This window comes from Arthrobacter sp. 9AX, from assembly GCF_902506095.1.
GTDB lineage: Bacteria > Actinomycetota > Actinomycetes > Actinomycetales > Micrococcaceae > Arthrobacter.
This window is the reverse complement of the sequence record NZ_LR733293.1, coordinates 2593320-2606899: the sequence shown is the minus strand read 5'-3', so window position 1 is coordinate 2606899 and position 13580 is coordinate 2593320. Positions and strand designations below refer to the sequence as shown.

The following is a 13580-nucleotide window of genomic DNA, read 5'->3' as shown; positions in this document are numbered from 1 at the left end:
GACCGGCCGCCGTCGTTAAGTATCCAGTTCAGGATTCCCAGACGATTTCGTCGTCCACTACGCCGTCTTCATCGGCGGAGGCCACCAGGACCTCATCGGTAAAGTGCTCGCCCAGCGTGAAGTCCATCACGAAGTAACGCTCCGGCTGGCCGGGGTAGATTCCCACATGGCCGAGTTTGAGTGCTTTGAGGAAGACGTCGTTGGTGAGCTGGCTGCGGTCCTCCACCCCAAAAATCTTATGCAGATGCTCATCTTTGAGCGCGTTGCAGTGGAAGTGGAGGTACTCCTGCGGGCTGGTGCCTTCCTGCTCCAGTTCCTCGGCGATCATGTCCCGCACCTCATCCACGAGTTCGGGCAGGAAACGCAGGCGGTAGTCCACCTTGCGCAGGGCGGCCTCGTCGAAGTGGTCGTGGGCGGTGATGTTCAGGTCGAGTTCCAGCGGATGGCCACGCAGTTCGTGTTTCGCGGCGACGAAGTGATCCCTGCCGTGGTTGAGCTCAATCTCTCCAAAGTGCTGGCTCGCTACCTTGTTCATAGTTTCAACATAGACCCGAACAGCGGTGCATTCCAGCGTTCAGGCCTAATTCACCGCCTTGCGCATCCCCGCGAAGGTCTCGGCCAGCAGGTCAACAAACAGCTGCACACGGGCGGTTTTCCGGTCATTGATCAGCAGCGCGAAAACGTTGCGCGCCAGCCGGATTTCAGGGACGTCCAGCACCACCACCCCGGCGGGCTTGTTGCGCAGGGCGAGCTCCGGGACGAGCGCTGCGCCAAGGCCGGCCGCCGCCATTTCGAGGCTGGCGGTGAAGTCATCGCTGTGGGCCACCACCCGGGGATGCAGGTTGCAGCCGGCGAAGAGGCGTTCAATCACCATGGCGTCGCTGGTGCCGGGGTGGTGCATGATCCAGGGCATCTCGGACAGGTGGTCGGCTGCCACTTTCGCGTCGGCACGGAAGCCCCAGCCGGCGGGCAGTACCACGCGGTAGTCGTCGTCACCGATCCATTGCCTGTTGATGGTGTTGGGCCAGGCGAAGCCGGTTTGGCCCACCTGGAAGACCACCGCCACGTCCAGGTCGCCGCCGGCGCGCAGCCCCTGGATGGTCTGGCCGGGCTCAGCGACGGAGACCCTCAGGTCGATGCCCAGGTTCTTCCATGTGGGGTTCTTCAGGATCCGCGGCAGGACGAACGTGGCGAGGCTGGGGAAGATGCCGAGCCTCAGTTCCTGGTGTGCCGAATCCTGAGTTTTGGAGGCGGCGGCCATCAGCGCCTCGATGTCCGTGAGCACCTTGGCAGCGTGCCGGGTCATGACGACGGCGGCTTCCGTAGGAACCACGCTGCGCGCGCTGCGCTGGAAGAGGACGACGCCGGTGTCCCGTTCCAGCGCGGACATCTGTTGGGAGACGGCCGAGGCAGTGTAGCCCAGCGTCGACGCGGCGGCCGTGAACGAGCCAAGCCGCGTAACTTCCAGGAGGGTCTTCAGGTGCACCGGATTTACCACCAGCCCACAGTACTCTGCCGGTTCCTGCCGAAGAAGCTGCAGCACCCACCCATCCGGCCGCCGAAGGGCACCGAATTGCCCTCTGTATAGCCATCACTGGCAAATGTTCAGCAGAGGAGCATGAAGTGGCACCTGACCCAGCATCAAGCGGAGGCGGACGACGGCGGGTGGCCGTCATTGGCAGCGGCATCGCCGGCCTGACGGCCGCCTATGTCCTCAACCGCCAGGACGACGTCACCCTCTTCGAAGCGGACTCGCGGCTGGGCGGGCACGCCCACACGCATGACATGCCGCAGCCGGACGGCTCCGTGCTTGGCGTGGATACCGGCTTCATCGTCCACAACGAACGGACGTACCCCACCCTGCTGAGGCTGTTTGCCGAGCTGGGAGTGGAAACCCAGGATTCTGAAATGAGCATGTCCATCCGCTGCGACGGCTGCGGCCTCGAGTACGCGGGAGCGCGCGACGGCGGCCGCGGAATTATCGCCCGCCCGTCCAGCCTGCTGCGGGGCCGCTACCTGCTGATGCTGCTGGAAGTAATGCGTTTCTACCGGAGGGCCAGGGCGCTGCTGAAGACGGCGCCTGTCGCCGCCGTCAGCCCGGATGTGGCGGTTCCCGAACTGACCCTCGGTGAGTTCCTGGACCGCGAGAACTTCAGCCCCTACTTCATATCCCACTTCATGACACCGGTGGTCAGCGCCGTCTGGTCCTGCGATCCCACCACGGCTCTGGCCTACCCGGCCCGCTACCTCTTCACCTTCCTGGGCCACCACGGGATGCTGGGCGTCAAGGATTCCCCGCAATGGCGGACTGTCACCGGCGGCTCGGCCCGGTACGTGGAGAAGCTCGCCGCCACCCTCGCGGATGTCCGGCTCAATACGCCCGTCACGGCACTCCGGCGGCACGCACTCGGAGTCGAACTGGTGACGGAATCCGGCGTGGAGGACTTCGAGGCAGTGGTGATTGCCACACACCCGACGCAGGCCCTCGGGTTCCTGCCCGATGCCACGCCGGCGGAGAAGGAAGCGCTGGGCGGGATGCCGTACTCAGTGAATCACACGGTGTTCCACCGCGACCCCGCCGTCCTGCCGGCCGCCGACAACGCGAAAGCATCCTGGAACTATCGCCTGCCGTCCTGCGACTCCCGGCCGGACAGGGTCCTGGTCAGCTATGACCTCACGCGGCTGCAGCGGCTGAGCCCCGGGGACGGCAGGCCGTACCTGGTAAGCCTGGGGGAGTCCGGACTCATCGCCGACCACACCGTGCTGGAACGCATGGTGTACGAACACCCGCAGTACACGCCGGAGTCGCTTCGCGCCCAGCAGGCAATCGCCGCGCTCAGCGACCACCGGATCGCTTATGCCGGCGCCTACCTTGGCTGGGGTTTCCACGAAGACGGTGCACTGTCCGGGGTGCGGGCAGCGGAATTGCTGGGCCGCTCCTGGCCGGTTGCCGTGCCTGCTGATCCGATTGAGTCCCCGGACGGCGGGGAGCGGGAGCTTCTTTCCGCGGCGGAGCCTGCATGAGCGCAGCGATTTACCGCACCTCCATCTCGCATGTGCGGCGCACCCCGTTGAAGAACGCCTTCACGTACCGCAGCTACAGCTGGTTTGTGGACGTGGACCATCTGCCGCGCCTTCCGTTCCTCCTCCGGCCGCTGGCTGTGTTCCGCTCCGGCGACCATCTGGGCGATCCTGAGTCCAGCCTTCGCAGCAACGTGGAACGGTACCTGCGCACGCAAGGTATAGAGCCTGACGGCGGCCCCATCCACATGCTGACCAGCGCCCGAGTCTTTGGGTACGTCTTCAACCCGCTGACGCTTTTCTGGTGCTACCGCTCCAACAGAGAGCTTGAGTGCGTGGTCGCCGAAGTCCACAACACGTACGGGGAACGCCACTGCTACCTGCTCCGGACCGACGCGGCCGGGCGAGCCTCCGTTCCGAAGGCTTTTTACGTTTCACCGTTCAACGACGTGGACGGTCAATACCGGATGAAGCTGCCCGCGCCCGATGACCGGCTGGCCGTGTCGATCGTCCTGGAGCGCGAGGGCCACCGGCCGTTCGTGGCCAGCATGGACGGAAAACGCCGGCGCGCTACAACCCGGAACATCCTGGCGGCGGCGCTCGCCGTCCCGGCCGCACCGCTGCTGGTATCCGCCCTCATCCGGGTCCAGGGCATTACACTCTGGGCAAGACGCCTGCCCGTCGTCGCCAGACCACATCACCCCTCACAGGAGGCAGTTCAATGACAATGACGGAGCACAACGAGACGCCTGCACCTCCGCTTCGGGGGAAGCCCAGGGACCAGGCTGCAGGCAAGGCCACCCGCCCGGCGCCGGACCAAGGCGCCATGCACCTGGCCGCAGCCTGGGGCCGGACGGAAGTGCCGGCGTCGCCCGCCATCATCGATCCGGACCTGTGGCCGGGAGTGGCCCAACCGCCGTCGGGAGCCAAAGCCGCCGTTGCCGGGAAGGCGGCAGGCCTCCTCTTTAAAGGGGCAGTAAAACGCCTGCCCCTGCGGGTGGAATACCCGGACGGCTCGGTGCTGGGGACGGGCGGCCCGGATGCGCCGGTGATGGTGATGGTCCGGCCGGAGGCATTCGAAACCCGCATCGGGGACAACGGGCTGATCGGACTGGGCGAGTCCTTTATGGCCGGGGACTGGGAGGCCACCGACCTGGCGGGCGTCCTGGAGGTCTTCGCCTCATCGGTGGACACGCTGATTCCCGCGCCGCTGCAGAAGCTACGCAGCCTGTACCTGCCGCGCACCCCGCGGCAGGAACGCAACGCCGAGCAGAACACGCGCAGCAACATCTCCCGGCACTACGACTTGTCCAACGATCTGTTTTCCAATTTCCTCGACTCCACCATGAGCTACTCCTCAGCTCTGTTTGGGCCTGGGGCGGGGCCACTGACTTCCGTGGGGTGGGATGCCCTGGCGGAAGCGCAGCAGGCAAAAATTGACAGGTTGCTGGACAAAGCCGGTGTCGGAGCCGGCACGCGGCTACTGGAAATCGGCACGGGCTGGGGTGAGCTGGCTCTCCGCGCAGCGGCCCGCGGTGCCACCGTCTACAGCGTCACGCTCTCCAGCGAGCAGCAGGCACTTGCGCAGGAGCGGATTGCTGCCGCCGGCTTCGCGGACCGGGTGACCGTGGCGCTGCAGGACTACCGGGCGGTGGAAGGCGAGTACGATGCCGTGGTGTCCGTGGAGATGGTCGAGGCCGTGGGGTACGAGTACTGGCCCATCTACTTCCAAACCATCGACCGGGTCCTGGCGCCGGGCGGGAAGGTTGCCATCCAGGCGATCACCATGCCGCACGGCCGGATGCTCGCCACCCGGAACGCCTACACCTGGGTCCACAAATACATCTTCCCCGGCGGGTTCCTGCCGTCCGTCCGGGCCATCGAGGGCGTGACGCAGCAGCACACCACCTTGCGTGTGCGCGAGCGGATGGGCATGGGGGACCACTACGCGGCCACCCTGCGGCTGTGGGAAGAGCGGTTCCTGGAGCGTGCACCCGAGGTGGCAGAACTGGGTTTCGACGCGGTGTTCCAGCGGATGTGGCTTTTCTACCTTTGCTACTCGCGCGCCGGATTCCAGTCGGGCTACCTGGACGTGCAGCAGATCGTGCTGGACCGCCGGGAGGTCCAGCTCTAGCAGCCCGCGGCCTTCGGGCGGTACGGCACTGCCGGCGCGCGCCGTCGTCGTGCGTTTGATCACTTCAAGGGGTTCCGAAGGTCACTTCGGAGCCCCTTTTTGGTGCCCCCGGCCTTTCGGGCAGCAGGCGCGACACGCCGTCTTTTCCACGACACGCTGGGCGTTAAATGTGGCTAAGTACTCCACAGGGTGTGGATTCCGTCCTTAAAAACTGCGGAATTACGGACATTTTGACGGCACCTCCCTGTGGATTAAAAGTGCATTAAATGACATACTTGTAATACATCATCTTGGGGTTCCAAAGCGCCGCCTGCACTAGATGTAGTATCTACATACAGCTTGGGCGGGAACACCGGACGAGCAAGTTTTCCAGAAAAGGGGACAGGAACCATGACCGTAACGGTTTACACCAAGCCTGCTTGTGTTCAGTGCAACGCCACCTACCGGGCCCTCGACAAGAAGGGCATCGCCTACCAGAGCGTTGACATCTCCCAGGATGCCGAGGCCCTCGAGCGCCTGAAGGCACTGGGTTACATGCAGGCCCCCGTTGTGGTCACGGACCAGGACCACTGGTCAGGGTTCCGTCCCGACAAGATCGAGGAACTGGCGCTCTCCGCCGTTTCCTCCGTGGCCTAAGGGGCCGCACCCTTTTCCTGCCGGCAACCGTCAATTAGCTGAGGTGACTCCCATGGCAGCACCAGCAGCACAGAAATCGTACAAGGCGCAGCGAACCCACGGAACGCAGCCATTCCACGCGGCTCAGCGCGTGGAAGCTGCGGAACCGGTTCCCGCGGTTGTTACCGGCAGCCAGCTCATCTACTTTTCCTCGGCGTCCGAGAACACCAGCCGCTTCGTGTCGAAGCTTGGCTGTGAGGCGGCCCGGATTCCGCTGCTCCCCAAGGATGCACCCCTCCTTGCCACCCGCCCGTTTGTGCTGGTGGTGCCAACGTATGGCGGCACCGGGGGAGAGGGGTCGGTTCCAAAGCAGGTCATCCGGTTCCTGAACAACCCGCAGAACAGGCAGCTGATCCGCGGAGTCATCGGGGCCGGCAACACAAACTTCGGGGACAACTACTGCATGGCGGGGGACATCATCGCCGCCAAATGCGGGATACCCCACCTCTATAGATTCGAACTTATGGGAACGCCGGAAGACGTCACCCGGGTCAACCAAGGATTGGATACGTTTTGGACACGACTGTCGCAGACACAGAAGTAACCAGGGCCCAGAAGCCCGAGATGCCCGCTGCCTACAAGGGCCTGGGCTACCACGAGCTGAACGCCATGCTGAACCTCTATGGTCCCAGCGGCGAGATCCAGTTCGAGGCGGACCGCGAGGCTGCCCACCAGTACTTCCTGCAGCACGTGAACAACAACACCGTGTTCTTCCATGACCTGGAAGAGAAGCTCGAATACCTGGTCAAGAACGACTACTACGAGCGCGAAACCCTCGACCAGTACACGATGAACTTTATCCGTGACCTGTTCAACCGCGCCTACAAGAAGAAGTTCCGGTTCGAGACCTTCCTGGGCGCGTTCAAGTTCTACACCTCGTACACCCTGAAGACGTTTGACGGCAAGCGTTTCCTGGAGCGCTACGAGGACCGCGTGTGCATGGTTGCCCTGCACCTGGCCCGCGGCAACGAGCAGCTCGCCCTGCAGATGGTGGACGAAATCATCGAGGGCCGCTTCCAGCCGGCCACCCCCACGTTCCTGAACGCGGGCAAGAAGCAGCGCGGCGAGCTGGTTTCCTGCTTCCTGCTGCGTATCGAAGACAACATGGAGTCGATCGGCCGCTCCATCAACTCCGCCCTGCAGCTGTCCAAGCGCGGCGGCGGCGTGGCGTTCGCGCTGACCAACATCCGCGAAGTCGGCGCCCCGATCAAGCAGATCGAGAACCAGTCCTCCGGCGTTATCCCCGTGATGAAGCTCCTCGAAGACAGCTTCTCCTACGCCAACCAGCTCGGTGCCCGCCAGGGTGCCGGTGCCGTGTACCTGCACGCGCACCACCCGGACATCTACCGCTTCCTGGACACCAAGCGCGAGAATGCGGACGAGAAGATCCGCATTAAGACCCTCTCACTTGGCGTTGTCATCCCGGACATCACGTTTGAGCTGGCCAAGAAGGACGAGGACATGTACCTGTTCTCGCCGTACGACGTTGAGCGCGTCTACGGCATGCCGTTCTCCGACGTCTCCGTCACCGAGAAGTACTACGAGATGGTGGACGATTCCCGGATCAAGAAGACCAAGATCAAGGCCCGCGAGTTCTTCCAGACGCTCGCCGAGATCCAGTTCGAATCCGGCTACCCGTACATCATGTTCGAGGACACCGTTAACCGGGAGAACCCGATCGACGGCAAGATCATCATGTCCAACCTGTGCTCGGAAATCCTCCAGGTTTCCCAGCCCACCACGTACCACGATGACCTGTCCTACGCGGACACCGGCAAGGACATCTCCTGCAACCTGGGCTCGCTGAACATCGCCAAGACCATGGACAGCCCGGACTTCGGCCTGACCATCGAGACGGCCATCCGCTCGCTCTCGGCCGTGTCCGACATGTCCAACATCACCTCGGTGCCGTCCATCGCCAAGGGCAACGACCAGAGCCACGCCATCGGCCTGGGCCAGATGAACCTGCACGGCTACCTGGCACGTGAGCGGGTCCACTACGGGTCCGAAGAGGGCCTGGACTTCACCAACATCTACTTCTACTCGGTGGTGTACCACGCCGTCCGCGCCTCGAACCTGCTGGCCATCGAGACCGGCCGGACCTTCGGCGGCTTCGAGAAGTCCAAGTACGCCTCCGGCGAGTTCTTCGACAAGTACACGGAGCAGGAGTGGGTGCCGCAGACCGACAAGGTCCGCGAGCTGTTCAAGAACGTGCACATCCCCACGCAGGCTGACTGGCTGGCGCTGAAGGCGTCCGTCATGGAGCACGGCATCTACAACCAGAACCTGCAGGCTGTCCCGCCCACCGGCTCGATCTCCTACATCAACAACTCCACCTCATCCATCCACCCGGTGGCGTCCAAGATCGAGATCCGCAAGGAAGGCAAGCTGGGCCGCGTGTACTACCCGGCGCCGTACCTCACCAACGACAACCTGGAGTACTACCAGGACGCGTACGAGATCGGCTACGAGAAGGTCATCGACACCTACGCCGCCGCCACCCAGCACGTGGACCAGGGCCTGTCCCTGACGCTGTTCTTCAAGGACACCGCCACCACGCGCGACATCAACAAGGCCCAGATCTACGCCTGGAAGAAGGGCATCAAGACCATCTACTACATCCGCCTCCGCCAGCTCGCGCTGGAAGGGACCGAGGTGGAGGGCTGCGTCAGCTGCATGCTGTAGCTTCAACCAGACCGTGACAGTACGACGGCGGGCAGCCGCCCACCGTCGTATAGGCCCAGTTCAAAGATTCAGACTTAAAAGACTGAGGAGTCATGCGTCAACATGACTCCTCAAGAATCTCGCTTACGAGACATTCCAAAAATACGATCTCTGGAGTGTCGAATGTATCAGGGATGTTGGATCCACGTCCAACCCCAGAGCGAGATTCGATAGCTGACAAAAATGCCAGCTATGAATCAACAGCCGAGCATTCGGCAGAAAGGGGCCCAAGTGCCTCAGAAGATCTCAAGAGATGCCCGTACTGGTGAGTTTGTCTCGCCCGCGACTGCACGGCGGCGTCCAGCCTCGACGACAACCGAATTCGTGGGGGCTGGAACTTCAAACACCCGGGTTGTTAACCGTTCGGCGGGAAACGGGCAGTTCGTAACTGACGCGGCGGCCAAGCGGAACCCCGGTGGCACCATAAACCAGCGGGTCTAGGCTCGGCCCTAGTTGTGTGGGTGCCGAGGACGAGGGCACCCACACAACCATCTAGAATTGAACATGCACGGAGGCCTGCTCCCGTGAACAGCCATAAGGTGGAGGACGCAAATTGACCGATAAGCTCAAACTTCTGAGCCATGTTGAGGCGATCAACTGGAACCGCATCCAGGACGACAAAGACGTCGACGTCTGGAACCGACTCGTCAATAACTTCTGGCTGCCCGAAAAGGTGCCGCTGTCCAACGACGTCCAGTCGTGGAACACACTGACGCCGGCGGAGCAGCAGCTCACCATGCGCGTCTTCACTGGCCTGACCCTGCTGGACACCATCCAGGGCACCGTGGGCGCCGTATCGCTGATACCGGATGCGCTCACGCCGCACGAGGAAGCCGTCTACACGAACATCGCCTTTATGGAGTCGGTGCACGCCAAGAGCTACTCCTCCATCTTCTCCACGCTGGCCTCCACCAAGGAGATCGACGAGGCGTTCCGCTGGTCCACCGAGAACGAGAACCTTCAGAAGAAGGCCCAGATCGTGATGGACTACTACCAGGGTGACGATCCCCTGAAGCGCAAAGTGGCGTCCACGCTGCTGGAGAGCTTCCTGTTCTACTCGGGCTTCTACCTGCCCATGTACTGGTCTTCACGGGCCAAGCTGACGAACACGGCTGACCTGATCCGCCTGATCATCCGCGACGAGGCCGTGCACGGCTACTACATCGGCTACAAGTTCCAGCGTGCCCTGGAAACGGTGTCCGAGGAGCGTCGCCAGGAGATCAAGGACTACACGTTCGAGCTGCTGTTCGAGCTGTACGAGAACGAAGTCCAGTACACGCACGATCTCTACGACGGTGTTGGCCTGGCCGAGGACGTCAAGAAGTTCCTGCACTACAACGCCAACAAGGCCCTGATGAACCTGGGCTACGAGGCGATGTTCCCGGCGTCCGTCACCGACGTGAACCCGGCGATCCTTTCGGCCCTGTCACCGAACGCTGACGAGAACCACGACTTCTTCTCGGGCTCGGGTTCGTCCTACGTGATCGGCAAGGCCGTCAACACCGAGGATGAGGACTGGGACTTCTAGTTCTTCTTCTTTATCGCCTGTGACGTGAACGTCTAGTCGCGACTTTGGCAAAGTTTGCGTGACTTTTGAAAACGTACTCACGACTCAGTTGTGCATGAGATTGCCCACATTCCGAGCCGCTTACTCCAAGATCTCAGCCAGCTCCGCAAATCACAGTTGGCCAACTACCGTGAAACGTGGCCATCTAAGTTGGGAAATGGCCAAGTACCGTGGACTTTAGCGTGTTGAGACAAAAAAGCCCCGATCAGGTGACCCGGTCGGGGCTTTCTTGCTGTTGCGGTGGCAGGTGGAGTGTTAGGGCCGAGACGCTGCGATCTCAGCGCGCAGCTTCATGAGGGAGAGGCCGAGATGGTTCTCGCCTTTGCCCTGGTGGCGGGGCAGGTGCAGGCGCCCCAGATGGTGTTGTGTCAGTGATTGGATTCGATGATCTCGGCTGTTCCCGTCTCCAAAAGTTATTCAGTCCGAGAACCGCCGGGCCACACCTCCGGGTCATTCGTCCGGACCGACGTCATACTCATATGCGTCCTGGGCGGCCTTGAGGTCGTCATACGCGACGACCCAGACCCTGCCCTTGGGTGTGAGCTGGTCCACCCCGGTGGCATCGAGCTCGGCGATTTCCCGGCGGTAGTCTGCCGCGGCCATGCGTTCCGTGTCCACGGCCAGGCGCACGGCCTCTTCCAAGGCTGCTTTGTCCATGGGACTAGGCTCGCATGCCAGGCCCTCGAATTCCAGAGCCGGGGATCGCCCCTTCAGCGCCCGTCCGGCGACAGCTGCCCGCCTGATTCAGGCCGCTCTCGGCGGAGGTGGCCTTCCGGTAAAGGGACGGAAGTCGTCCCGATCGGGTCCGTAGAAAGCTCTGGGAGCAGCCAAAGCCGCGCGCTAGCATTGGTTCCCCAATCCCGACGCGGAGAGGAACGATGAAGTGAAGATAGAGATAACCGACAACGAGGCTGAGGACCTGGCAGGATACGTCCGCTGGCTGGCCGGCGCTAGTGACGGACCCAGCGCCGAACAGGCGATCCGGGAAGCGGTCACGGAGGTGCGATCCAATCTGGAGGCGCAGGTCGTCGCGCGAGCGATTCTGACGCTCAAGTGAGGCCCTGGCCCGCCGCATGACGAGCCTGGACTTAGCCACCCTTGTCGTAGCGCGCTCACTTAACTGTCAGCGACCCTTTCATCCTTGGGTGATAGGTGCAGTGGAAGGGGTAGTTGCCAGGCGTTGCCGGGGCCGTGAACGTGGCCGTCCCGCCATTGCCCGCGACGTCCACATCGAACGTTCCGCCGGGATCGGCCGTCACGGTATGCCTTGCGGAATCCAGATTGGTCACCGTGACCACGGCACGCGGGGACACCGTGACCGGTGCCCCATAGTCGAAGTCCTTGATAGCCATGCTGTTGGGCGCGGGGGTGGTCACGACCGGGGGGCCTACCGTTCCTTCCGGCTTGGGAGGGGATCCACCACCGCCGGCGCAGGCGCCCACCCCGAGCAGGACCGTCACCAATAGGAGCGATCCGCGTACCTTGCCAGTCTTCATGGCTACCGTCCTCGCTGGGAAGGGGGCGTTGGAAGAAGAGTTCCTCCTCTCCATTCTCCGCCCGCTGCGGCGAAATGGTCCGGTCCGCTCCTGCTCCGCAACGCCCGGTGCTTGCTGCCGAACAGTACCCAGCGGCGCCGTGACCCTCACAACGTGACCCTCACAACTAGCGACGTCGGGCCGCGACGACTGGGCGACCACTTCATGGCTAAAGACGCCGTGACTAGGTTCCCAGCGGTGCTCGACATCTTGTGGGCAGGCTGAGAACTCCGCTTGTCGGCGGACCCGGACTTTCGCACCCGCGTTCCGAAGCGGAATTCTTCCCCGCCCGGAGTGGTTCCAGCAGTATGGCCCTTCCCCTTCCCCGGATTTCCATTCTCGACCGTGCCAACGCCCGGGACGGGTTTCCTGCTGCGGACGCCCTGAACCGGGTGCTGGAGCGGGCTGAGCGGGCCGAGGAATGGGGTTACCATCGCTTTTGGGTCGCGGAGCATCACGCAGTGCCAGGCATCGCCGGTTCCGTTCCGGCCGTGCTGATGGCGGCCGTTGCGGCCCGGACGCACTCCATCAGGGTTGGTTCAGGGGGCATTATGCTTCCCAACCACCAACCACTCGTGGTGGCCGAACAGGCGGCCACGCTGGAGGCTCTGCATCCCGGGCGGATCGACTTGGGCGTTGGCCGGTCTGTCGGTTTCACCCCGGCGATCCGGGATGCGCTGCGTGCCGGGAAACAGGACGCGGACCGGTTTGAAGAGGAGCTGGCCCAACTGCTTGCCTACCTGTCCGGCGCCGCGTCCATCACTGCCCGGCCGCAGAACGATTCGGCTACGCCGGTATTCGTGCTGGCCACCGGTGCGGGAATCGATATTGCAGCCCGTGCCGGCCTGGCTGTGGTGTTGGGCGGGCCAGCCGTGTTCAGGACGGATCAGAACGGCACCCTCCCGGCGCTGGAAAGGTATCGCTCACAGTTCCGTCCATCACGATGGTTTGAGCGGCCCTCTATCCTGGTTTCCGCCAACGTAGCGGTGGCGGCCACCCGCCAGGCGGCGAGGGAACTGCTTCTGCCCGAAGCGGTGGCGTTGGCCCGCTCCAGGACCACCGGCGAATTCGCTGCCTTGGCGCCCGTGGGGCCGGCCGAGTGGGCCGGACTGACTCTCCGGGAAAAGGAAGCGGTCGAAAGGAGCCTGTCCACATCGATCTACGGCACAGCCTCCGAGGTGCGGACCCAAGTCCGGCACCTGCTCGCGGCCTCCGGAGCTGACGAGTTGCTGATCACCGGCGGAGCCTTCGACGTCATGGCACAGACGGAATCCGATCGCCTTCTGGCCGGGCTCTTCGCCCAAGACGGGCGCCGCAGCACCGACGCCGTGGATTCCCGGCACCCCATGACGCTCACCTGACGTGCCGCCACCGAGCGCCCTCCCAGGGCGCGCGGCCATACCGGGCCTGGCCCGGTCCTGGGGATGGGCTGCGGTGGGGGAGCTACTGCTCGGCGCCGCCGTGCAGGGGGTCGTCGCTGGCGTCGCTGTCTGGTGTTGCGCCGAGGTCCTCCGGGGGCAGGTCGATATTCCCGATCGCCACGGACATATTAGGCATTCCGGGGACGCTGTAAGTATCCGGAAAGACGCCGTGGGCTTGTTCCTCGATCAGGGCTTCCTCTTCGCTGAAGCGGATCTCGTTCGCTTCAGCGCCGATGTCGCCCGGGAGGTCCTCGCTGAACTTTGACGGGTTCGGAACTATAAAGCCGTTGAAGCTGTCATCACTGCTGCCACTCATTGGTTCAGCCTTTCGTAAGCCCCAACCCCTTCAGCGTATGCCCGGCAGCTCAGATATGACCCGGCCGCAACCGGGCAACTTTCAGGATCGCCGGAGAGAGGCAGGGCTAATGCGCACGCCGGCAATGTTGCACTTGGATGGCCTCTTTGATGAGGGTTTGCATGGAGCTGTTTTGGTATTGACTACG

General features: G+C 63.2%; 14 protein-coding genes. 9 read left to right on the top strand and 5 right to left on the bottom strand.

The annotated features are described in order from the left end of the window. Window positions 1-28: 28 nt before the first annotated feature. Together BACI348_RS11990 and BACI348_RS11985 are read right to left on the bottom strand one after the other, a co-directional pair. The gene (locus tag BACI348_RS11990; protein WP_159826114.1) at window positions 29-535 is read right to left on the bottom strand and encodes a DUF2004 domain-containing protein; all 507 of its coding nucleotides are present in this window, start codon (window positions 533-535) and stop codon (window positions 29-31) included. 45 nt (window positions 536-580) lie between these two features. Further along, window positions 581-1498: a LysR family transcriptional regulator gene (locus BACI348_RS11985; RefSeq protein WP_159826112.1), complete on the bottom strand. Its 918-nt coding sequence runs from the start codon at window positions 1496-1498 to the stop codon at window positions 581-583. A 125-nt stretch (window positions 1499-1623) separates the two neighbouring features. Here BACI348_RS11985 and BACI348_RS11980 point away from each other — a divergent pair, with 125 nt between their 5' ends. The 7 genes from BACI348_RS11980 to nrdF all read left to right on the top strand — a co-directional run bounded on the left by BACI348_RS11980 (window position 1624) and on the right by nrdF (window position 10082). Next, a complete protein-coding gene (locus BACI348_RS11980) occupies window positions 1624-3024 on the top strand; it encodes an NAD(P)/FAD-dependent oxidoreductase (RefSeq protein WP_159826109.1) in 1401 nt (466 codons plus the stop codon). Then, window positions 3021-3746 (top strand): DUF1365 domain-containing protein, encoded by a 726-nt coding sequence (locus tag BACI348_RS11975; RefSeq protein ID WP_159826107.1) that lies wholly within the window; start codon window positions 3021-3023, stop codon window positions 3744-3746. The genes BACI348_RS11980 and BACI348_RS11975 overlap by 4 nt, the downstream gene beginning before the upstream one ends. Beyond that, window positions 3743-5155, top strand: coding sequence for a class I SAM-dependent methyltransferase (locus BACI348_RS11970; protein ID WP_201298415.1), 1413 nt, complete (start codon window positions 3743-3745; stop codon window positions 5153-5155). The genes BACI348_RS11975 and BACI348_RS11970 overlap by 4 nt, the downstream gene beginning before the upstream one ends. A 390-nt stretch (window positions 5156-5545) precedes the next feature. Continuing rightward, window positions 5546-5791, top strand: a complete 246-nt coding sequence (nrdH, locus tag BACI348_RS11965) for a glutaredoxin-like protein NrdH (RefSeq protein ID WP_050054847.1) — start codon at window positions 5546-5548, stop codon at window positions 5789-5791. A 52-nt stretch (window positions 5792-5843) separates the two neighbouring features. Then, window positions 5844-6374 carry a class Ib ribonucleoside-diphosphate reductase assembly flavoprotein NrdI gene (gene nrdI / locus BACI348_RS11960; RefSeq protein WP_268892336.1) on the top strand — a complete coding sequence of 177 codons (531 nt, stop codon included), beginning with the start codon at window positions 5844-5846 and terminating at the stop codon, window positions 6372-6374. 20 nt (window positions 6375-6394) lie between these two features. Next, window positions 6395-8515 (top strand): class 1b ribonucleoside-diphosphate reductase subunit alpha, encoded by a 2121-nt coding sequence (gene nrdE, locus BACI348_RS11955; protein ID WP_159830029.1) that lies wholly within the window; start codon window positions 6395-6397, stop codon window positions 8513-8515. Between the two features lie 592 nt (window positions 8516-9107). Continuing rightward, on the top strand, window positions 9108-10082 hold the full coding sequence (gene nrdF / locus BACI348_RS11950) for a class 1b ribonucleoside-diphosphate reductase subunit beta (RefSeq protein WP_159826105.1): 975 nt from the start codon (window positions 9108-9110) through the stop codon (window positions 10080-10082). Window positions 10083-10571: 489 nt separating this feature from the next. On the opposite strand, the gene BACI348_RS11945 is transcribed toward nrdF, so the two are convergent. Beyond that, window positions 10572-10778 carry a hypothetical protein gene (locus BACI348_RS11945; RefSeq protein ID WP_159826103.1) on the bottom strand — a complete coding sequence of 69 codons (207 nt, stop codon included), beginning with the start codon at window positions 10776-10778 and terminating at the stop codon, window positions 10572-10574. 226 nt (window positions 10779-11004) lie between these two features. Between BACI348_RS11945 and BACI348_RS11940 the strand changes: the two genes are divergently transcribed. Continuing rightward, window positions 11005-11178: a hypothetical protein gene (locus tag BACI348_RS11940; protein ID WP_159826101.1), complete on the top strand. Its 174-nt coding sequence runs from the start codon at window positions 11005-11007 to the stop codon at window positions 11176-11178. Window positions 11179-11233: 55 nt separating this feature from the next. Here BACI348_RS11940 and BACI348_RS11935 read toward each other — a convergent pair whose 3' ends face one another. Next, on the bottom strand, window positions 11234-11617 hold the full coding sequence (locus tag BACI348_RS11935) for a cupredoxin domain-containing protein (protein ID WP_159826099.1): 384 nt from the start codon (window positions 11615-11617) through the stop codon (window positions 11234-11236). A 347-nt stretch (window positions 11618-11964) separates the two neighbouring features. Between BACI348_RS11935 and BACI348_RS11930 the strand changes: the two genes are divergently transcribed. Continuing rightward, on the top strand, window positions 11965-13017 hold the full coding sequence (locus tag BACI348_RS11930; protein WP_159826097.1) for an MsnO8 family LLM class oxidoreductase: 1053 nt from the start codon (window positions 11965-11967) through the stop codon (window positions 13015-13017). 82 nt (window positions 13018-13099) lie between these two features. Here BACI348_RS11930 and BACI348_RS11925 read toward each other — a convergent pair whose 3' ends face one another. Then, window positions 13100-13393, bottom strand: coding sequence for a hypothetical protein (locus tag BACI348_RS11925; RefSeq protein WP_159826095.1), 294 nt, complete (start codon window positions 13391-13393; stop codon window positions 13100-13102). Window positions 13394-13580: the final 187 nt, after the last annotated feature.